Raw genomic sequence first — 21805 nt, forward strand, 5'->3', positions numbered from 1 at the left:
GCTACTTCGTCAGCAGCGCGTAGGCCCCGGTCCAGCCCTCCGGCGGCGGATTGAGCTGGAAATCCTTGATGCGCGCTTCATAGAGCTTGAACAGCTTCTCCAGCGTGTCGGCGTCCTCGCTTCGGCGGCCGCGCTCGATGGCGTCGAGTGCGCCCTGCCAGTCGCGGCTGCGGTAGCAGCTGAGCATCTCGATGGTGATGTTGCGCAGGCGCTGGAAGGCGCCCGAATGCATCACGTCCTCGCGGCCGGCGATGGCATAGATCACCTCCGGCTCGGTCTTGCCCTTGACCATGATGAAGTCGAGCTCGAGGATCGCGAACCTGTCCTTGGCGGCGAGCGCCGTCCGGGAGCCGACGATGATCGGGAAACCGTATTCCTTGGTCTGCCCTTCCAGGCGTGAAGCCAGGTTGACGCTGTCGCCGAGCACCGAATAATTCTTCTTCAGGTCGGAGCCCATGTTGCCGACCACGCCGATGCCGGTGTTGAGCCCGATACCGACGTTGAGCGGGATGTAGACGTGGCCGCCCTCGGCGGCGTCCTGCTCGCGCTCCTTGTTCACCAAATCGATCTTCTCGAGCATCCGGATCGCGGCCTCGCAGGCATTGACCTCGTGCTCGGCGTCGTCGAGCGGGGCGTTCCAGAACGCCATGATGGCGTCGCCCATGTACTTGTCGATGTAGCCCTTGCGCTCGATGATCACGTCCGTCAGCGGCGTCAGGAAACGGTTCATCAGCGCGATCAGCCCTTGCGGGTCGTGCTTGTAGCTCTCCGAGATCGTGGTAAAGCCGCGCACGTCGGAGAACATGATCGTCATCTCGCGCTCCTCGCCGCCGAGCACGAGCTTCTCCGGCGATTGCACGAGCTGCTCGACCAGCACCGGCGACATGTATTGCGCGAACTGCCCGCGGATCTGCACGCGCTGGCGCTGCTCGCGCACGAAGCTGGCGAAGATCAGGGTCAGATAGATCGCGGTGGTCGACAGCAGCGGATAGGTGAAATCGATGAGATAGCGGTACTGCGCATAGAAGAACCAGGACACGCCGACCAGAATGGCGGCGAACATCGCGCCCGCCAGCACGAGGCGCACGGGCCCGAGATTCGGCGTGAAGACGATGACAAGCAGGCCGATCACGAGTGCTGCGAGCAGCTCGGTGACGATTGCATTGTTCGGCTGGGAAACCACCGCGCCGCTCAGCACGCTCTCCAGGACCTGGGCGTGGATCTCGACACCGGGCATGGTCGAGGACACCGGCGTGGTCTTGATGTCGTTCAACCCACCGGCGGAGGTGCCGACCAGCACCAGCTTGCCGGCGATCTTGTTCGGCGACACGCTGTTGTCGAGGACGTCGGCTGCCGAGACATAAATCGAGGGATCTCGACGGGCGTAGTGGATCCAGAGCTGGCCGTTCTTGTCGGTCGGAATTTCCAAACCCTTGAGGCGAATCGACTTGATGCCGGCCTTGTCCGTGCGGACCAGCAGGGTTGGCGTGCCGGTAATGACCCGCAGGATCTCGAGGCTGAGCGAGGCCATGATGTTGCCTTGGGCGCGCATGATCAGAGGGACGCGGCGGATCAGGCCGTCGCGCTCGGTCTTGATCGAGAACAGGCCGCGACCGGCCGCGACCTTCTCGATGACGGGCACGTTGCGCAACAGGCCGGGGAATTCGAACAGGAAGCGTTCGGCGCCATCCTCGCCGATCGTTGCCACGCCCGTGAACGGAAGCGACTTGTCGAGTTCGGTCAGCACCTCGGGCAGACCCGTCTCGCCCAGCACCACGCGGGAGCGCTTGATCGCCTCGGCGAGGATCTGATCGTTGCTCGGCAGATCGCGCAGCTTGGCCCGGGTGGCGTCATCCAGGTAGCGCATCTGGCTCGCGACCTGATCCGGGTTGAGTCGGTCGGCTTCGGCGAAGACCACGTCGAAGCCGATGGCGACCGCGCCACTGTTGGTGAGGTTCTGGATCAAATCAGCGATCCTCGTCCGCGGCCACGGCCATTGGCCGAGCCTCGTCAGGCTCTTGTCGTCGATGTCGACGATGACGACCGGCCGCGCCGCCTTGTGGCGCGGGTCGATCAGTTGGAACATGTCGAAGGTGCGCAGCCGCAATTCCTGGATCGGCGGCGGGTCCCACAGCCGCGCGCCGGCGAACAGTACCAGCAACGCAAGGCACGTCAGCCGCGCGAAGCCGAACTTGCGCGCAAACCACCGCCGCAGGATCTTGAGACGTTTCATGGCTGGTTGAATATCACGCTTTGACGGCGGGCGGCAGCTCCGATCGGCTACGCAGACGATCGAGCTCGCCCAAGCCCGTCAGGAATGCACGATGAAATCGCTTGCCTGAAGGCCGACGCCCTTCACAAGGATGGTGTTTGCCGCGTCAAGCGTGATCAGAGTGTCTGATCCCGATGCGGCCACATGCTGGGCCATCCAGTCGGACACGCTGGCGGTGGTCACGACGGCCGACAGATCGATATGGTCCTGATTGTGCGTGAAATCCAGGATCACGTCGTGGTTGGAATTGGCCGCAAACACGAACTGATCCTGATAGCCCGTCCCGAACAGTACGTCCTTGCCGTCCGTGCTGGCGAGGGTGACCGGGCCTTGTTCGGTCAGGTTGAAGATCAGGTTGACCGTATCGCTTGCGCCGTGGCTGTCCGTCACAGTGATCGCGAGCTTATCCGTCGCAGGCCCGCCCTCGCTCGGCTCCGTATAGGTCAGCCCCTGGAGCGCCGAATTGATGCTCGCCAGGGTATCTGACGTTGGTGCAGGCTCCACATATGTGCCCGAATCCGCCGCCGCGGTGAGCGCGAAGGTTTCATTGGGAGCAGCGTCGGCGTCTGTGACCGTGATGCCGTGAACGAAGACCTGGACGCCCTCTTGCGTAACGCTGATCTGATCGACGTCGATCACCGGAGCGGCGTTCGCCTCGTCCGCACCCGTCACGTCCACCGTCAGCGTAGCCGTACCGGTCGCGCCATGCACGTCCGTGGTCTGGACGGTAAAAACATCCGCATAGGATCCTTCCGCCAGCGCGTTGATCGCCGCGGCGTTGGGAACGTAGCTGTAACTGCCGTCGGGATTGACCGTCAGCGTCCCGTACAATCCCCCGACCGTCGTCGCCGGATTGTGAGCCGCATCGAGGACGGCATAGGTCAGCGTCGCAGTCTCGCCGGTATCGGCATCGTGGCCCGCCAGTGTTCCGGTGAGATCGGAGAAGGTGTCGGCAGCAGCCGTGTCGGAGAGCGGACCGATGTGGAGATCGGCGAGCGTCGGCGCGTCGTTGGTACCGGTGATCGTGACGGTGACGTCCTGCGAGACGTGCGCACCGTGATTGTCGGTGAACGTGACGGTGTAGATCTGGGTGATGGTCTGGCCGTCGGCCAGCGACTGCAACACCGGATCGCTATTGGCGAGGCTGAAGTGCCAGCCGAGCGTCGCACCGTTATTGGTATCGGCATTGGATTCGAACACCGATGGATCGATCGTGAAGGTCCCGAGCGGCGCGTTGCCGCCGAAGCCCGGCAGAGGCGCGCTCGAGGTGGCCGACTTGAACACCGCCTGCGCGGTATGGGTGTCGATCAGGTCGAGATCCTGGATCGCCAGCGTGCCGTCAATCGACAGCGTCGCGGCTGCATCCTCGGTCACCGCCCCGGCAGCGGCGGCAACGCCGCTGGTGATCGTCGGCGCGTCGTTGGCACCCTTGATCGTGACGGTCACGTCCTGCGAGACGTGCGCGCCGTGATTGTCGGTGAAGGTGACGGTGTAGACCTGGGTGATGGTCTGGCCGTCGGCCAGCGACTGCAACACCGGATCGCTATTGGCGAGGCTGAAGTGCCAGCCCAGTGTCGCACCGTTATTGGTGTCGGTGTTGGATTCGAGCACCGATGGATCGATCGTGAAGGTCCCGAGCGGCGCATTGCCGCCAAAGCCCGGCAGAGGCGCGCTCGAGATCGCCGACTTGAACACCGCCTGCGCGGTATGGGTGTCGATCAGGTCGAGATCCTGGATCGCCAGCGTGCCGCCGGTCGACAACGTCGCGGCGGCGTCCTCGGTCACGGCTCCGGCGGCATCCGCGGCGCTGCTGGTGATCGTCGGCGCGTCGTTGGCGCCCTTGATCGTGACGGTCACGTCCTGCGAGACGTGCGCGCCGTGATTGTCGGTGAAGGTGACGGTGTAGACCTGGGTGATGGTCTGACCGTCGGCCAGCGACTGCAACACCGGATTGCTGTTGGCGAGGCTGAAGTGCCAGCCCAGTGTCGCATGGTTATTGGTGTCGGTGCTGGATTCGAGCACAGATGGATCGATCGTGAAGCTCCCGAGCGGCGCGTTGCCGCCGAAGCCCGGCAGAGGCGCGCTCGAGGTCGCCGACTTGAACACCGCCTGTGCGGTATGGGTGTCGATCAGGTCGAGATCCTGGATCGCCAGCGTGCCGCCGATCGACAAAGTGAGGCCAGTGTCCTCGGTCACGGCTCCGGCCGCGGCCGCAGCACCGCTGGTGATGGTCGGCGTGTCATTGGTCCCTTTGATCGTGACCGTGACATCCTGCGAGACCGTTGCGCCGTGGTTGTCGGTGAACGTGACCGTATAGACCTGGGTGATGGTCTGGCCATCGGCCAGCGACTGCAGCACCGGATCGCTGTCGGCGAGACTGAAGTGCCAGCCCAGCGTCGCACCGTTGTCGGTGTCGCTGCTGGATTCATTCACGGACGGATCGATCGTGAAGGTGCCGATCTTCGTGGTGTTGTCGATGAAGCCCGGCAGATGTGCGCTCGAGGTCGACGACTTGAACGCGACCTGCGCCGTGTGCGTGTCGATCAGGTCGAGGTCCTGAATTGCGAGCGTCCCGCCGGCCGTCAGCGTCGCACCGGCATCCTCGGTCACCGTTCCCTTGGCCGCCGCGGCATCGCTCGTGACGGTCGGCGCATCGTTGGTGCCGGTGATGGTGACCGTGACGTCCTGGGTGACTGTCCCACCATGATGATCGTCGATCGTGACGGTGTAAACCTGCGTGATGGTCTGGCCCTGGGCCAGCGACTGCAGCACCGGATCGTTGTCGTCGATCGTAAAGGTCCAGCCGACCGACCCGCGGGAGCTCACTCCCGGGCTTTCGATCACCGGTTGGAGCGCGAACGTGCCGATATGCGAGATGCCGTCGTTGAAGCCGGGCAGATGCGCGCTCGACGTCGTCGATTTCAGCGAGAAACTCGCGGTATGCGTATCGGTGAGATCGGGATCGTTGAACGTAACGATGCCGCTGGCAATGAGCGTGGCCGCCGTATCCTCGGTCACCGCACCTGCCGGAATGGTGTCGTCCCCGACGATCGTCGGCAAATCGTTGGTGCCCTCGACATTGACGTCCGCACCGTTGATGGACACGGTGATCGGCGTGCTGACGACGCCGCCGTGCCCGTCGTCGACCTGTACCACGTAATTGAGGATCAGCTTCTCGCCGTCGGCGAGGAAATCGAACAGATGGTCGGGGGCGCTGTAGGTCCAGGTGGCCGAGCCATTGTTGCTGTTGCCCGCGCCCTGCACCACCTTCAGCGGCAGCTCGACGGCGGCGATCGCGGCGAGCTGTTGCGGCGTCAGCGTCGCGGTGATGTCGTTGCCATTGGCATCGAGATATTTGAACGGCTGGGTGGACGAGAGCGCGGCGCTCACGATCGGCCGGTCGGTGAGATCGACGTCGGTGAAGGTGACCGTGCCCGTGATGGTGTCGAGCGCCTGGTTGCCGGTCCCGATCTTTTCGATGACGGTTCCGCCCGACGTCGCGACGGTAGGCTTGTCGTTCGTACCCGTGATCGTGATGGTGATCGGAACGAGCTTGGATTCGGGGTTCACGACGAAATTGGTATCGACGCGGACCATGTAGGTCAGCGTCAGGGTTTCGCCGGCAGCGAGGAAGTCGAAGACGTTGTCAGGAATCGTGTAGGTCCAGACCGCCGAACCGTTGTTGGCGTTGGAGGCGTCGGGAACGACGCTGATCTGGATCTGGGTCGCTGCGATATCCTGCTTCTGGAGCGCCGAAAGCGAGGCGGTGACGTCGTGCTGGCCGGCGTCCTTGTAGACGTAGTTCGGCGCTTCGGCGAGGTTGATGCTCACGGTCGGCCGATCGCCGAGGTTTTGATCGACGAATCTGATCAGGCCGGAAATCGTATCGCTATGCGTGTCGCCGGTCGTGTCGGTACGCTCGGTCAATGCGAACGCCGTCTTCACATTGCCGCTGGCGTCGAAGCTTTGCACATTCGGCTGGCCGGGAATGCGCACGATGGGCGGCGTGGACGTGCTGGGCTTGTCCGATGTCTGCAGATTGAGGTTGACGACGGTTGCGACCGCGACTGCACCGGATCCCGACTTGAACACCAGATCCTGGCTCATCGGCGTGAGCGTGTCGGTGAAGTTCGTGGTCAGCTTGGTGTTGGTGTTGGCGTCGGTGAACTTCAGCGTGAACACGTCCGTGATCAGCTTCTGCACGTCCGGCGACATCAGCGCATTGGAGATCGAGACGTTGCCGCCGCTGATCTGGATCATCTGGCCGGCCTGGTTGACCGTCGCGATCGGCAGCAGCGTGACCTTGTCGAACAGAATATAGGAGCCTGTGGTGCCATTCGGCTCGACCAGCACCTGGAAGCTTGCCTGCGGCTGCGGATCGCCGCCGCCGGCGGGAACGATGAAATTGATCTGGGTGAGCACCGCGGTGCCGCGGATGCCCATGGTGGCGACGGGCGTGTCGATCTTCATGTCGCCGTGCTTGGCGGTCTCGCCGGCGACGAAGGTGATGGTGCCGGCGACGAGGCTCAGCAGCGAGGAATTGCTCGACCCGTTGGGATCGTAGACCATCTCGTTCAGCACCATCCGCGCATTGGAGGACAGGCCGAACACAGTGCCGTCGATGAAGGTGATGCCGAGCGTCGAATCGGCGCCGGTCGAGACCACGTCGCCCTTCTCGACGTTGTCGCCGTTGTTCAGGATGACCGAGACGCCGTTGCGGATCGCGGTCGCGCTGCCCACGAGCTTGGTGACGTGGCCGATGACCTGGGCCGCGGCAGCGCCGGGCGCGGCTTGCGCAAGCTGGACATGGCCTGCGAGCGCATTGACGACGTCGCCGGTGAGGTGGGCGCCGTCGGACGAGGCGAGCGCCGCGCGTTTGTCGCCCCTGAAATAATCGTGAACGACGAACTCGTGCCCCTCGTGCGACAGCACCAGATCGAGGCCTGTGCGCTTGAACTCGCCGTTGAAGATCAGGTTGGGGTCGGGAACCACGACCGCGCCGTCCGGCACGTGACCATGCGCCTTCGCCGTGAAGGACTCGACGTGCGAAACAGCGGGCGCGCGGGAACCCAGGCCGTCCAAAGCAATCGCGCCATCAAATTGGCCAGCGTAATTCAACCGGGCACCGTAAAAAGGGTTAAAATTTAAGTAAGTATCGACTGCCTAAGCTTGCATAGCATTACCAAGTCCTTAGCGAAACCATCTAATGCTTGTGTGATTTCGCGTCACTTGGCGGCAGGAACTCTGAGCGAGCACGGCCCTTCCGGGGCAGCCAAAGTAATAGTTTAGGTATTCTGAAGTCGAATCCCGCCTATTTTCGCGCATTTAAAGTCATCCGGAGAAATCTGTTGTATAGTCATGGAACGGATACTTGCGGCATCTGCTTTAGGCGGGACCCCGCAATATCCTGCCGCAAATACGGAGTTAAATCTGTGACCTAACTAACAGAACCCCATGAAATAGGGGTCGTTAGCCATACGCCCAGGATTCGGCACCCCCACAACCTGCACCTGCACCTGGCGCGACTTCGCGGCAGAACAGCTCCCGATCCCTAGAATTTTACGCAATTTGGGCAGCGCCGTTTCAGCCTGTCCGCGGATTTGGGAAGCCCTGCTGGGCGCATTAAGCAGAACAATACGGGCCGTCTCGCACTATCTGCACGAAAGCAACAAAGCCCGGCACGTCCAGGTCGAGGAGACCTGACGAAGCCCGGGAAAGGGATGTCAGATGGAGACCGCTGCTCGCTCGCGCGCCTGGCGCGCAATCCTTGTCCTGTGCGGATTGATTCTGCTCGGATCGGCCGCCGATCTTCGCGCCGGCACGCTGCTGTCGCCGGGAGCAGGCCTGCTGGTGCGCAAGTCCGCCGAGCCGTTCGGCGTGTTCGCCTTCGCCATCTCGTCCGGCAGCCTGCGGCAAAAATGGCTTGCGCTGAAGGGCCGGCTCGACGACGACATGGTTCAGCTTGCGCTGTGTGACGGCGATCGGGACAATTGCGCTTCGCCTGCCGCCCTGAAGCTGCTCGCCATCGTCGACCAGGCCCGCGCCCGCGACGGCCGCGCGCGGCTCGGCGAGACCAACCGCGCCATCAACCTTGCCATCCGGGCCGCCAGTGACGGCACCGACGACGTCTGGAGCTCACCGCTTGCGACCTTCGCGAGCGGCGCCGGCGATTGCGAGGACTACGCCATTGCCAAGCTGGCCGCGTTGCGGCTGGCAGGAATTGCCGCCGAGGACCTCCGCATCGTCGTGGTACGCGACGTCAGGGCCGGCGAAGAGCATGCGGTTGCCGCCGCGCGGCTCGACGGCCATTGGCTGATGCTCGACAACCGCCGCATGGCGATGGTCGAGGACGACGCCGCGCGGAGCTACCAGCCGCTGTTCACGCTCTACCAGTCGGCGGTGATGAAGTATGTCGACGAACCCGTGCGTTTCTCGATGGCGGCAGAGACGCGTTGATTGCTTGCAGCCCGGACGGCGCGCAGCGAAATCCGGGCTGCCGACTTCACACACGCCACAACCCCATTCCACCAAGCGTTCCGGGCGGCTAGCATGGCGCCTTCCATGCAGGGGCGACGGGAATGCGATTCATCGTGCTGTCTGTGCTTACGCTGCTGGCGTTGCCGGCAGCACCGGGCTTCGCGCAATCCGAGCCTCCCTCCATCGCCGGCCGGCTGCCGCTGTTTGCCAAGAACAACTGCCAGCGGATTCGCGACCCCGGCAATCAATTGTTCTGCGGTGATGCCACGCTCGCCGCCGCCGCCGAGAAGCTGAACACGGCGATCGAGGCGCGGCTCGCCCGCCTGCCCGACCGCCTGCCGGCCATCGAGGAGAATGCGATCTGGGTCCGCCAGCGCAATCTCGGCTGCGGCATCGTCGGACAGACCGCGATCCGCCCCGACGAGTTCGACCAGGTGAAAGCGTGCCTGCTCAAGGTGACTGAGGAGCGCACCGCGATCGTGCGCGATCCCGACTTCGACTGCCTGGCAGCCAACACCGCAGCGGGCGCGCTGATCTGTGCGGACCCGGCGCTGGCGCTGGCCGAAACGGAGCTGAACGGCCAGGTGCTTGACCTGATCGGCAAGCTGGACCCGACCGCGGCGCGCTTTGCCTTCGCCGAATATGGAAGGTGGACCCGAGAGCGCGACCGCAAATGCAATCTCGTGGGCAAGGAGAACGTGCCGCTGCAGGAGCTCGAATTCGCGGAGGACTGCCTCGCCGAGCATTTGAAGCGCAAGGCCGACGAGATCCGCGCGGCGAACGGGGATCCCAAGAAGGTGTTCGGCCGGCAGGTCGCGGCCCGCATCCCCGACACCGACGCCGTCGACTTCTGCGCCGCGCGAATCCATGCGGCCAATTCCTGCGGCAACTTCCTGCGCATCAACCGCGTCTACGCGCTCGACAGCCAGGTGACCGAGCAGGAGGCACAGGTCACGGGCGAAATCGAGATGGCCGTGCTGGCGCCCTTCACCATGTGCAGCAAGGTCGCCTCAATCTGCACCGGCACTTGCTGGGACGCCAGGACGGGCCGTCCGCAGCCAGGCGCCGCCAACAAGGAGCGCGCGGGCGAAGCCTTCAACGTGACGCGCCGACTGCGGATCCAGCGCACCTTTGCCTTCGTGAAAGCCGCCGACGGCTGGCGCTGCCGGGAAGACGAGCTCGCGCCGGTGAATTCGGGCACCGCGAGCGGGGGGTCGTAGGGTTCTTACCCTCCCCTGGAGGGGGAGGGTCGCTACGCATGGAGCGAAGCGGAATGCGTGGCGGGGTAGGGTGACAGTCTCTCGACATGCAACAGTGCCGGTGCCGAGAGATCACCCACCCCGCTCGCGCTGCGCGCGATCGACCCTCCCCCTCCAGGGGAGGGTGAAAAAGAAACATCAGAACATCAGATTGTCCTTCACCAACACCCAGCGGCCGCCCTTGACCTGCTGCACCTGGGTAATGGTGTTGGCAAGGTGGTCGGTCTTGGAGAACTTGGTCGGGGGCGAGTTGAAGATATCGAGGAACTTTTCGCCGGACTCCAGGGACTCCAGCATCTTCTGACCCGTGAGATCCTTGCCCGCCTTCTGCGCATAGAAGGCGAAGGTCATCATCGCATTGTAGCCGATGATCGCCTGCGTGTTGGCGTCGGTGCCGAACATCTTCTTGTAGTTGACGAGCCAGTCCTTGACCTTGCCTTTCGCGGTGTCTTCATAGGGGATCTCGAAGCCGCTCGCGGCATAGAGGCCTTCGACCGCCTCCTTGCCGAGCATCGGCACTTCCATCACGTTGGTGGGCGTGGCGCCGAGGAAGGTGACGTCCCAGCCGAGCTTCTTGGCCTCAGTCATGGCACCGATGGGCTCACGCAGCACCGCGCCGAGCACGACGAGGTCGCAGCCGTCGGACTTCATCTTGGCGACCTGCGCGCTGAAATCCGAGGCGCCGCGCTTGTAGCTCGTGATCGATGCCGGCTGCACCTTCATGGCGGTGAGCTGCTGGTTGAAGCCGTCCAGCACGTTTTTGCCGTACTCGTCGTCCTGATGCATGATGCAGGGCTTCTTGAAGTTCTTCCACTCCATCATGTATTTGAGCGCCGCGCGCGTGCTCTCGACATAGGGCAGCAGGTTGTTGAACTTGAGCCGCTCCTGCGGCTTGGCCGGATCGAACTTGAAGGTGAACTCGGCCGCCGTCAGCGGAAAGAGCTGCAGCACGCCGGCATCGAGCAGGATGTCCTGCGCGGCGAGCACGGTCGGCGATCCCATCGCGCCGACCATCGCGAAGATCTTGTCGCGCTCGATCAGCTTCTGCGACGCCAGCACGGCCTTCTTCGGATCGTAGCCGCTGTCCTCGATCACCAGGCGGATCTTGCGGCCGTTGACGCCGCCGGCCGCGTTGATCTCCTCGACCGCCATCTTCATGCCGTTGGAGACCGGGACGCCCCAGCCCTTGATCGGGCCCGACAGATCCTGGTGAGTTCCGATCACGATCTCGCTTGCCGAGATGCCCTCGTTGGTGACCTTGGTTTGTGCCGCGGCCGGCAGACAGGTGAGCACCACGGCCCCCACAGCAAGGCCGAATGCGCCGAACGATTTCGACATTGACGTCTCCTCTCCTAAAGGCCCGTGTTACGCGAAGGGCGGGGGCCGTCGCTCCCTCGCTTTCTCAAACGCGACTTTCTTTTTTCTGCGCATGCCCCTTCTCGGAAAGCCGGTTCTCACTTTTTTCCGGGCATGCGCATGCCTCACGCCACCGCGCGCTGGCGATACATCGCCTCGATCTCGGCCGCGTAGCGCTTGTTCACGAAGCCACGCTTCAGCTTCATGGTCGGGGTCAGCTCCTCGTCCTCCGGCGTGAGCTGGCGTTCGATCAGGTAGAATTTCTTGATGGTCTCGACCCGGGCAAAATTCCCGTTGACGTGTTCGATCTCGCGCCAGATCAGGTCCTGGATCTCCACCGCCCGGCACAGGCTGGCATAATTGGTGAAGGGAATGTCGTGATCCTGGGCGAACTTCTCGACATTCTCCTGATCGATCATGATGAGACAGGTCAGGTACGGCCGCTGATCGCCGATCACGACGGCATCGGAGATATAGGGTGAGAATTTGAGCTGGTTCTCGATCTCGGACGGCGTGATATTCTTGCCGCCTGATGTGATGATGATGTCCTTCATCCGGTCGGTGATGCGAACGAAACCCTCGTTGTCGATGGTGCCGACGTCGCCGGTATGAAGCCAGCCGCGGGAATCGATCGTCTCCGCGGTCTTCTCCGGCTGATTGAGGTAGCCCATGAACAGGAAATCACCCCTGATCAGGATCTCACCGTGGGGCGACAGCGTGACCTCCCCCCAGGGCACGGCGGTGCCGACCGAGCCGAGCTTGATCCGCTTCGCCGGCATCATGGTGGCGACGCCGCAATTCTCGGTCTGGCCGTAGACCTCGTGCATGTCGATGCCGAGTGCGAGGTACCAGCGGATCAGCTCCGGCGCGATCGGTGCTGCGCCGGTGAAGGCAGTGCGGCAGCGGTCGAGCCCGATCATGCGGCGGATGTTGCGAAAGGCGAGCCGGTAGGCGATGGCGTTGGCGATGCGCAGCGACAGCGGCGGCGCCCTGCCCTCGAGCCGACAATCGACCATGCGGTAGCCGATCTCGATGGCGCGGCGATAGACCCATTGCTGCAACGGCGTCGCATCCTTCAGCGCGATGGTGATGGCGGAGTAGAATTTCTCCCAGATGCGCGGCACTGCGAGGAAGATGGTCGGCTGCACCTCGCGCAGATTATCCGGTACCGTCTCCGGGCTCTCGGCGAAGTTCATCACCGAGCCGAGCGCGACCGAGATGTAATAGCCGCCGACGCGCTCGGCGACGTGACAGAGCGGCAGGAAGATCAGGCGATCCTCGTCCTCTCGCGCCGGGATGAAGTCGTTGGCGTGCCGCATCTGGTGGGTGACGCTGCGATTGGCGTGCATCGCACCCTTGGGCGGGCCGGTCGTGCCGGACGTATAAACGAGGATGGCGAGATCGCCGGCGCTGCGGCTGTCGATCATCTCCGGCCACAGCGCCTCCCGGCCGACCATGTGATTGCGGCCGAGCGCGCGAAACTCGTCGAGCGACATTACCATGTCGTCGGAGAAGCCGCTGAGGCCCTCCATGTCGAACACGATGATCTTCTGCAGGCTCGCGCAGCGGGCGCGGCAGGCGAGGATCTTGTCGAGCTGCTCCTCGTCCTCGGCGAAGATGACCTTCGTTCCGGAATCGTTGACGAGATATTCGACCTGGGACGATGCGTCGGTCGGATAGATGCCCGAGGACACGCCGCCGGCACACAGGACGCCCATGTCGGCATAAACCCACTCAGGAACGGCGTTGGCGATGATGGAGGCGACGTCGCCGGGCCTGAAGCCGATCGCGTGGAGCGCGTAGGCTATTTCCTTGGAGATCTCCAGCCACTCCCGCCAGCTCGTCGGCTGCCAGATGCCGAATTTCTTCTCGCGGATCGCCGGCCGGTCGCCCCGCGTCTCGGCGGCGCGCAAGAAGCTCCTTGCGATCGTATCAGCGACCGTCAGCACCGCAGGGCGGACCATGCGCCTCTCCTCCTTGTCGCGTCCCGTCCGCTGCCTGCCTTGCCGGCGGTCTTTGCTTGCGGTTGGGCAATCTCATCTTACTGCCAGCTCGTCCTCACCGCCACGTCTTCTTCTTTTTCCAGCGCCGCTCGCCGCGCGCGCCCGCTTCCTTGGCGCCAAGGTAGAACTCCTGGATATCCTGGGAATGCATCAAGCGGTCGCAGCTGTCGTTCATCACGATGCGGCCGATCTCCAGCACGTAGCCGTAATGCGCCGTCTCCAGCGCCACCTTGGCGTTCTGCTCGACCAGCAGGATCGACATGCCCTGCTCCTCGTTGACGCGGCGGATGATGGTGAAGATCTCCTTCACCAGCAGCGGCGACAGGCCGAGCGAGGGCTCGTCGAGCAGGAGCAGCGTCGGCCGGTTCATCAGGGCGCGGCCGATCGCGAGCATCTGCTGCTCGCCGCCGGAGAGCTGGCCGGCCGGCTGGTTGATGCGCTCCTTCAGGCGGGGGAAATAGCCGTAGACCCGATCGAGATCCTCCGCCACGCCGTCGCGGTCCTTGCGCGGATAGGCGCCCATCATCAGGTTTTCGCGCACCGAGAGGAACGGGAACACCTCGCGCCCCTCCGGCACATGGCTGAGGCCGAGCCGCACGATCCGGTCGGCCTCCATGCGCTGGATCGGCTTGCCCAGAAACTCGATCGAGCCCTTCTGTGGATCGAGAATGCCGGAGATGGTCTTCAGCACCGTGGTCTTGCCGGCACCGTTGGCCCCCAGCAGCGTGACGATGCGGCCGCGCGGCACTTCCAGCGAGATGCCGCGGATCGCCATGATCGGCCCGTAATAGCTCTCGATGTTGGAGAGTTTCAGGATGATGTCGGGTGTGGTCGCGGCATCCATCGGGTCAGGCTCCCAGATAGGCGGCGACGACGTCGGGGTGCTGCTGCACTTCGGCGGGCGACCCCATCGCCAGCACCCTTCCGTAGTTCAGCGCGATGACGCGATCCGAGACGCGATTGACCAGCGACATATCGTGCTCGACCATCAGCACGGTGATGCCGAGCTCGCTCTTCATGTCGCGGATCCAGAACGACATGTCGTCGGTCTCCTCGACATTGAGCCCGGAGGACGGCTCGTCGAGCAGGATCAGCTTCGGCTCTGTGCACAATGCGCGCGCCAGCTCGATCACCTTGCGCACGCCGTAAGGCAGGCCGGAGATCAGCTTGTCGCGATAGGGCTCGAGATCGAGGAATTCGATGACCTGCTCGACCCTGCGGCGGTGTACCTTCTCGTTGGCCCGCACGCTCGGCAGGAACAAGAGCTCCTGCCACAGCTGCGTGGTCGAATGCCGATGGCGACCGACCAGGAGATTGGAGAGCACGGTCGCGTTCTCGAACAGCTCGATGTTCTGGAACGTCCGTGCGATGCCGAGCTTTGCGATGTCGTAGGGCGGCTGTTCCGTGATGTCCTGATCCTCGAAGAAGATGCGCCCGGAGGTCGGCCGGTAGATCCGCGAGATCAGGTTGAAGATCGAGCTCTTGCCCGCGCCGTTCGGCCCGATGATCGACAGGATCTCGCCCCTCTCGACCGCGAAGGACACCGCATCGACCGCCTTGAGACCTCCGAAGTGCAGCGACAGATTCTCGGCGCGGAAATAGCTCATCGATTCCGCTCCGACTTCACGTAGATCTTCTGCCGCTTGAAGGTGGCGCGCTTGTAGAGCGGGAACAGTTGGAAGAAGAGCTTGATCTTGAGCCAGCGGCCGTACAGCCCGAGCGGCTCGAACAGCACGAACAGCACGATGATAATGCCGTAGATCGCGCCCTTCAGGCCGTTGAGCGAAGCGAAGGCCGCGACGCTCGACTTGATGCTTGCCGCGGCGGCCGGGCCGGCTCCGAAGGTCGAGGCAACACCCGCGATCATGCCGGGCATGTCGTCCTTCAGATAGGTCAGGAACGGATCGATCATCACGATGAAGATCGCGCCCAGCACCGCGCCGTGCAGGCTGAACGCGCCGCCGATCAGGATCACGATGATGAACTCGATCGAGAGCTGCAGCGTGAACATCTCCGGCGAGATGAAGGAGAGCTTGTGCGCGAACAGCACGCCGGCAAAGCCGGTGATCGCCGCCGAGATCGCGAAGGACTTCACCTTGTAGAGCGCGACATTGACGCCCATGCTGCGCGCCGCCGTCTCGCTGTCGCGGATTGCGACGAAGGCACGCCCCGTGGGTGAGCGCAGCAGATTGAGCGTGCCGACGATGCTCAGCACCAGCACGGCAAGGCAGAGATAATAGAAGGTCGGGCTGTCACGCGGCACCGTGACGCCGAGCAGCGACAGCGTCTTGACCCGCATGCCCTCGTTACCGTTGGTGACGCTCTCCCAGCGGGCCAGGATCTCCTCGACGATCAGGGCAAAGGAGATGGTGGCGATGACGAGGTAGATGCCGGTCAGGCGCAGGGCGGGAAAGCCGACCATCGCGCCGATGATGCCGGTCAGGACGCCGGCGGCGAGGAAGTAGACCGGGAACGGCACGTTGTATGTCTGCAAATACGCGGCCGTGTAAGCGCCGATGGCGAGGAACGCGGCATGCCCGAGCGAAGCCTGGCCAGTAAATCCGGTCAGGATCAAGAGCGCGACGCCGACGGTCGCATAGATGCAGACGAAGACCAGCTGGCTCATCAGATAGCTGGAGAGCACATAGGGCGCGATCAGCAGCAGCGCGAGCAGGATGCCGTACGAGACCAGATAGCCCGGATGCGGGAACAGCTTGATGTCGTCCTCATAGTCGGTCTTGAACAGGAAACGCATGGCGTTCAGACCTTCTTGCGGACGTGATGGCCGAACAGGCCTTCCGGCTTCAGCAGCAGCACGGTGAGCAGCACGATATAAGGCGCGACGTCCTTCCAGCCCTCGGGCAGGTAGAAGCCGGCCATGCTCTCGATCACGCCGATCAGGACGCCGCCGACCACGGCGCCCGGGATCGAGCCGAAGCCGCCGAGCACCGCCGCCGGAAACGCCTTCAGGCCAAGCACCAGGCCGACATTGGAATGGATGAAGGTGATCGGCGCCAGCAGCACGCCGGCACAGGTCGCGACCGCCGCGCTGATCGCCCAGACGATCGACACCACGCGCTTGACCGGAATGCCCATGTAATAGGCGGCGAGCATGTTCTCGGAGCTGGCGCGCATCGCAGTGCCGAGCGTGGTCTTGTTGAAGAACAGCCAGAGCAGCGTGCACAGGATCATCGTCGCCGCGATCACCGACAGCTTGTCGTAGGCAAGCACCAGCGACCCGATGCGGAGCACGCCCTGGCTGAACGGCGTCTCGATCTTCAGATCGTCGGTGCCCCAGATCATGCCGGCGATCGAGCGCAGGAAATAACCAAGGCCGATGGTCGCCATGATGACGGAGAATTGCGGATAGCCGAGGATCGGCCGCACCACCACGCGCTCCGCCAGCATGCCGAACAGCGCCATCGCGGCCACCGCGCCGGCAAAGCCGACCCAGTAGTTCAGACCCATCATGCCGATGAAGGTGAAGGCGAAGAAGCCGCCGAGCATCATCAGATCGCCCTGGGCGAAATTGACGACTTCGGTGGCTTTGTAGACGAGGACGAAGCCGAGCGCGATCAGGCCGTAGACGCAGCCGAGCGCGACACCGCTGACCAGCTGCTGAACGAAATCCAGCATCAACGCGCGTCCTCCCGATACAACCAGCGGCTCTTCCCGACCGCCTTGCCGTATCTTGTGTCCAGTCGCTACGCAGTCGTTTCGCCGCGTTAGCGCCATTTGTCCGGGATCAATTCAGCCTGAACCGCCCAGCGCTGTCAACAAACGGTGACTTGCCTTTAGTCCAATCCGGATGACGGAATTTGCGCCAGTGCGATTCACCGTGTCGAAACATCTTCGGGTCATGGTCGCGGGCGATGCAAAACCGGATGGTGTGGCCGTCATGAAGCCGGACAGCTCGGCGCTGGAAGTTAAGGGGTTAACGAAGCGTTTTGACCGTCTGGCGGTCGACCGCCTCGATCTCACCATCCACGCCGGCGAATTCTACGCGCTGGTCGGCCCCAACGGCGCCGGCAAGACCACCAGCTTGCGCATGGTTGCGGGCCTGCTGCGCCCCGATGCCGGCAGCGTCTCGATCTTCGGCATCGACGCGCTGCAAAACCCCGTCGCCGCCAAGCAGGTGATGGCGTGGGTGTCCGACGAGCCGATGATCTACGACAAGCTGACCCCGCTCGAATATCTCGAATTCGTCGCCGGCTTGTGGGGCATCGCGCCCTCGATCTCGGAGCCGGTCGCGCAGGACCTGCTGGATTCACTTGGCCTTGCGCCGCATCGGCACGAGCGCTGCGAGGGCTTTTCCAAGGGCATGCGCCAGAAGGTGGCGCTGGCCGGCGCACTGGTGCACGATCCCCGCCTCATCATCCTCGACGAGCCGCTGACCGGGCTCGATGCCGTCTCGGCCCGCCATGTGAAGGGCCTGCTCGGCGAGCGGGTCCGCGCCGGCTGCACCGTCATCATGACCACGCATATTCTCGAGGTCGCCGAGCGCATGGCCGACCGCATCGGCGTGATCGCCTCGGGCCGCTTGGTGGCCGAAGGCACGCTGACCGAATTGCGCCAGCAGAACGGCCATGCCGACACCAGCCTGGAGGATCTGTTCATCGCGCTGGTGACGCTTCCGGAAGCCGCATGAGCTCGGCGACTGCGCTCTCCTGGTTTGCCCGCCACGAGCTCCGGCTCGCCTGGCGCGAATGGTTCGCCATGATGACCGGTGGACGGCGCAAGCGGACGCGCGCCGCAATCATCGGTCTCAGCTGCTTCGCCGCGCTGCTGCACCTGCCGGCCTGGGCCGTGATCGGCCGCTTCGCCGACCTGCAACTGCCGCTGGACAAATCTGCCCTGATCGTGATCACGGCGACGATCTTCCTGGCCTGGACCCTGATGCTGTCGCAGGCGATCGAATCGGTGACGCGGGTGTTCTACGCCCGCGCGGACCTCGACCTGATCATGTCCTCTCCGGCGCGGCTCGCCAATCTGTTCTCGGTCCGCATCGCCGCGATCGCCCTGACCGTCACGGCGATGGCGCTGCTGTTCTCGACGCCCTTCATCGACGTGCTCGTGATCGGCGGCGGCGCGCGCTGGCTCGCGGCATTCGGGGTGGTCGTCGCCATGGGCCTGTCGGCGGCGGCGATTGCGATCGGCGCCACCATCCTGTTGTTTCGCCTGATCGGCCCGGCGCGAACGCGCCTCATCGCCCAGATCCTCGCCGCGATCATCGGCGCCGGCTTCGTGATCGCGCTCCAGGTCGCCGCGATCATGTCCTACGGCACGCTGTCGCGCTTCACCCTTTTGACCTCCGGGACCGCGGCCGCCTACGCGCCCGATGTCGCCAGCATCTGGTGGTGGCCGGCGCGGGCGGTGATGGGCGACAGCGAGGCGCTGCTGCTGCTCCTGGCGCTCGCTTTGGTGCTGCTCGGAAGCGTCATGGCGATCTTCTCGCACCGCTTTGCCGACACGGCGATCGATGCCGCGGGCTTTGGCAGCCCCGGCAGCAGGCGGGCGAAGGAGCGCCCGTTCCGCGCCGGCTCGCGGCAGCAGGCGCTGCGGCGCAAGGAATTCTCGCTGCTCTGGCGCGATCCCTGGCTGATCTCCCAGACCCTGATGCAGCTGCTTTATCTGGTGCCGCCGGCGCTGTTGCTCTGGCGCAATTTTGCCGACAGCGCCGCGGCGCTGACGCTGATCACGCCCGTCATCGTGATGGCCGCCGGACAGCTCGCCGGCGGGCTCGCCTGGCTGACGATCTCGGGCGAGGACGCCCCCGACCTGGTCGCCACCGCGCCGCTGACGCCGTCCAGCGTCATTCGTGCCAAGATCGAGGTGGTGCTGATCGCGATCGCCGTGATCTTCTGCCCACTGGTCGCGGCGCTGGCGTTCGCCTCGCCGTCCCAGGCTGTAATCAGTGCCGCCGCGATCATCATCAGCGCGGCCTCCGCGACCGCGATCCAGCTCTGGTTCCGGGTGCAAGCTCGGCGCAGCCAGTTCCGACGTCGCCAGACCTCGTCGCGGCTGGCGACCATTGCCGAAGCTTTCTCCTCGATCGGCTGGGCCGCCAGTGCCGCCCTGCTGCTCGCTTCGCCAATCGCCGGCCTGATCAGCGGCCTGATCACCGCAGGCCTCGTCGCGGCCACCTGGAAGTTCAGCCCAAGGCGGGAGTGACGGACGCCTCCTTTGAAAGTAAGGATAAATTGCCTTACTTGTCGAAGATATCGAGGATTGAGGACCCCATGGGCACGCTCACCGTCACGGCAAAGGGGCAGGTTACGCTGCGGAAAGAGCTCCTGGAGCACCTTGGTGTGCATCCCGGCGACAAGATTTCGATAGAAAAGCTTCCTGGGGGGCGAATTGAGGTGAAAGCAGTTCGGCCCACCGGAAAGATTTCGGATGCTTTCGGCTTCCTGAAAGGAAAAACGAACGGTCGATCCTTATCAATCGAAGAGATGAACGAGATTATAGCCGACGGCTGGGCCGGCAAGCGATGAAGATAACACCCGACACCAACGTCCTGGTACGGGTTCTGGTCGGGGATGATGCCGAACAAAGCAAAGCGGCCGCAGTCACTCTCAAGAAAGCAGACGTCGTAGCTATCTCGATCTCCGCACTGTGCGAGTTGGCCTGGGTCCTCTCACGAGGCTACAAAACTTCTGTTGAGAATATCGCGGCATCCATTCGGCACTTCATTAATGCCTCCAATGTGGTCGTCAACCGGCCTTCAGCAGAGGCTGGGTTGGCATTCCTCGATGCTGGCGGCGATTTTGGGGATGGCGTCATTGCTCATGAGGGTTACTGGCTTGGCGCGGAGACCTTCGTTTCATTCGACAAAAAGGCGGTGAAGCTAGCGGAGGCGAGCGGCGGAATGGCGCGGCTGCCATAGCGACGCATGACGTCCGGCAAATTCGACGATACACTCTTCGGATCGCCGGATGTGCAATGGATGACCGCGTTATGCCGCGACTGGTCCTGACGATCTTTGCCCTCCTCGGTTTGCTGCTCTCAACTGCTCTCGCCCAGCAACCACCCCAACGCAGCGAATGCCTGGCGATGGCCAGTGCCGCGCCGCGGGTCACGCCGGTCGCGTTCCGGCCGGCCGCCGGCTCCGCCGAGGTCGAGATCACCTATGCCGGCCATTCCACCTATTTCATCGACACGCCAGGCGGCCTGCGCGTCGCCACCGACTATAGCGGTGCCTATCAGGTGGGACGGTTGCCCGACGTCGTCACCATGAATCGGGCGCACAGCACGCACTACACTCTCTTTCCGGACAGGCGCATTCCCCATGTGCTGCATGGCTGGAGCGAGGACGGCAAGCCGGCAATCGTGGCGGAACGCATCGGCGACACCTTCGTCCGCAACGTCACCACCGACATCCGCCGCTATTTCGGCGACGATGCCGGCGCGGACATGATCCGGGACGGCAATTCGATCTTCATCTTCGAGGTCGCCGGGCTTTGCATCGGCCATCTCGGCCACCTCCATCACAAGCTCGACGACAGCCATTTCGCCCAGATCGGGCGGCTCGACATCGTGATGGTGCCGATCGACGGCACCTACACCATGTCGCTCGAAGGGATCTCGGACATCACCAAGCGCTTGCGCGCCTCGGTGGTGCTGCCGATGCACCGCTTCGCCACCCCGCTCGACGATTTCATGCGCCGGATCGGCCAGCAGTTCGAGATCGACCGGCGCATCGATCGCTCGTTCCGGATATCGCGGGATGCGCTGCCGTCGAAACCGACGGTGATCATCCTCGACGGCGTCTGAGGCGCAATTTTCTCCAAGTCCGCAGCGGTCCGGCCGTGCTGATCTCGCCATGACAGGAGATTGCCATGACCGACTTTGCGCGACTGTTACACGCCGATGGACCGAACCCGGAGCACGCCGCGGCGCTCCAGCTTTACGGCCGTTTCGTCGGCGACTGGGATGCCGAGATCACGGCCCATGGTCCCGATGGGACGAAACACACCGCGCCCGGCGAAATTCATTTCGGCTGGATCCTGGAGGGCCGTGCCGTCCAGGACGTCTGGATCATTCCCCGTCCCGCAGCCAGTCCGGCGTTTCCGATCGCCGGCAATTGGTACGGCACGACGCTGCGCGTTTACGATCCGGGCATCGATGCCTGGCGGATTTCCTGGTTCGATCCCGGCCGGAGCGTGTTCCGCCAGCAGATCGGCCGTCCGCGCGGGCAGGACATCGTGCAGGAAGGCACGACTGATTCCGGTGAGCTGACGCGCTGGAGCTTTACGGCGATCACCGGCGGCTCCTTCCTTTGGCGGGGCGAGGTCAAGCCGGCCACGGCAGCGGACTGGCGGCTGGTGGTCGAGGTAATGGCAAAGCGGCGCAAGGGCTGATGACGCCGCCGCTGTGCTTGCGATGATGGGTGCGGTTGCGCGAGGCGCGCTGCTGCATGCGGAGATGAGGTGCTAGGC

At 63.8% G+C, this 21805-nt stretch carries 16 protein-coding genes; 8 read left to right on the forward strand and 8 right to left on the reverse strand.

Going from position 1 to position 21805, the window contains the following annotated elements:
* Position 1 precedes the first annotated feature (1 nt).
* Both P6U31_RS33230 and P6U31_RS33235 read right to left on the reverse strand, forming a co-directional pair.
* The gene (locus tag P6U31_RS33230) at positions 2-2233 is read right to left on the reverse strand and encodes a CHASE2 domain-containing protein (protein WP_407185826.1); all 2232 of its coding nucleotides are present in this window, start codon (positions 2231-2233) and stop codon (positions 2-4) included.
* A gap of 78 nt (positions 2234-2311) precedes the next feature.
* A complete protein-coding gene (locus P6U31_RS33235; protein ID WP_407185827.1) occupies positions 2312-7390 on the reverse strand; it encodes a VCBS domain-containing protein in 5079 nt (1692 codons plus the stop codon).
* A gap of 609 nt (positions 7391-7999) precedes the next feature.
* Here P6U31_RS33235 and P6U31_RS33240 point away from each other — a divergent pair.
* Together P6U31_RS33240 and P6U31_RS33245 are read left to right on the forward strand one after the other, a co-directional pair.
* Positions 8000-8728 (forward strand): transglutaminase-like cysteine peptidase, encoded by a 729-nt coding sequence (locus P6U31_RS33240; protein ID WP_407185828.1) that lies wholly within the window; start codon positions 8000-8002, stop codon positions 8726-8728.
* A 122-nt stretch (positions 8729-8850) separates the two neighbouring features.
* Positions 8851-9969, forward strand: coding sequence for a lysozyme inhibitor LprI family protein (locus P6U31_RS33245; protein ID WP_407185829.1), 1119 nt, complete (start codon positions 8851-8853; stop codon positions 9967-9969).
* A 177-nt stretch (positions 9970-10146) separates the two neighbouring features.
* Here P6U31_RS33245 and P6U31_RS33250 read toward each other — a convergent pair whose 3' ends face one another.
* From P6U31_RS33250 to P6U31_RS33275, 6 genes are all read right to left on the reverse strand, one after another.
* Positions 10147-11346: an ABC transporter substrate-binding protein gene (locus tag P6U31_RS33250; protein WP_407185830.1), complete on the reverse strand. Its 1200-nt coding sequence runs from the start codon at positions 11344-11346 to the stop codon at positions 10147-10149.
* A 143-nt stretch (positions 11347-11489) separates the two neighbouring features.
* Positions 11490-13328, reverse strand: a complete 1839-nt coding sequence (locus P6U31_RS33255) for an AMP-dependent synthetase/ligase (RefSeq protein WP_407185831.1) — start codon at positions 13326-13328, stop codon at positions 11490-11492.
* Positions 13329-13422: 94 nt separating this feature from the next.
* Complete coding sequence (locus P6U31_RS33260; RefSeq protein ID WP_407185832.1) at positions 13423-14211, reverse strand: ABC transporter ATP-binding protein; 789 nt, start codon at positions 14209-14211, stop codon at positions 13423-13425.
* A gap of 4 nt (positions 14212-14215) precedes the next feature.
* A complete protein-coding gene (locus P6U31_RS33265; protein ID WP_407185833.1) occupies positions 14216-14974 on the reverse strand; it encodes an ABC transporter ATP-binding protein in 759 nt (252 codons plus the stop codon).
* Positions 14971-16122 carry a branched-chain amino acid ABC transporter permease gene (locus P6U31_RS33270; RefSeq protein ID WP_407185834.1) on the reverse strand — a complete coding sequence of 384 codons (1152 nt, stop codon included), beginning with the start codon at positions 16120-16122 and terminating at the stop codon, positions 14971-14973. Before P6U31_RS33270 ends, P6U31_RS33265 begins: the two co-directional genes overlap by 4 nt.
* Positions 16123-16127: 5 nt before the next feature.
* Complete coding sequence (locus tag P6U31_RS33275; protein WP_407185835.1) at positions 16128-17003, reverse strand: branched-chain amino acid ABC transporter permease; 876 nt, start codon at positions 17001-17003, stop codon at positions 16128-16130.
* A 262-nt stretch (positions 17004-17265) separates the two neighbouring features.
* On the opposite strand from P6U31_RS33275, the gene P6U31_RS33280 reads away from it, so the two are divergent.
* From P6U31_RS33280 to P6U31_RS33305, 6 genes are all read left to right on the forward strand, one after another.
* Entirely contained in the window at positions 17266-18015 is a 750-nt protein-coding gene (locus tag P6U31_RS33280) for an ABC transporter ATP-binding protein (RefSeq protein WP_407190027.1), read from the forward strand.
* The gene (locus P6U31_RS33285; RefSeq protein ID WP_407185836.1) at positions 18012-19538 is read left to right on the forward strand and encodes a permease; all 1527 of its coding nucleotides are present in this window, start codon (positions 18012-18014) and stop codon (positions 19536-19538) included. Before P6U31_RS33280 ends, P6U31_RS33285 begins: the two co-directional genes overlap by 4 nt.
* 68 nt (positions 19539-19606) lie before the next feature.
* Positions 19607-19861: an AbrB/MazE/SpoVT family DNA-binding domain-containing protein gene (locus P6U31_RS33290; protein WP_407185837.1), complete on the forward strand. Its 255-nt coding sequence runs from the start codon at positions 19607-19609 to the stop codon at positions 19859-19861.
* Positions 19858-20253: a type II toxin-antitoxin system VapC family toxin gene (locus P6U31_RS33295; RefSeq protein ID WP_407185838.1), complete on the forward strand. Its 396-nt coding sequence runs from the start codon at positions 19858-19860 to the stop codon at positions 20251-20253. Before P6U31_RS33290 ends, P6U31_RS33295 begins: the two co-directional genes overlap by 4 nt.
* Positions 20254-20324: 71 nt before the next feature.
* On the forward strand, positions 20325-21140 hold the full coding sequence (locus tag P6U31_RS33300; RefSeq protein WP_407190028.1) for an MBL fold metallo-hydrolase: 816 nt from the start codon (positions 20325-20327) through the stop codon (positions 21138-21140).
* Between the two features lie 65 nt (positions 21141-21205).
* Positions 21206-21727, forward strand: a complete 522-nt coding sequence (locus P6U31_RS33305) for a hypothetical protein (RefSeq protein ID WP_407185839.1) — start codon at positions 21206-21208, stop codon at positions 21725-21727.
* Positions 21728-21805 lie beyond the last annotated feature (78 nt).

The sequence above is a fragment of the Bradyrhizobium centrosematis genome (assembly GCF_045571495.1).
Lineage (GTDB): Bacteria > Pseudomonadota > Alphaproteobacteria > Rhizobiales > Xanthobacteraceae > Bradyrhizobium > Bradyrhizobium centrosematis.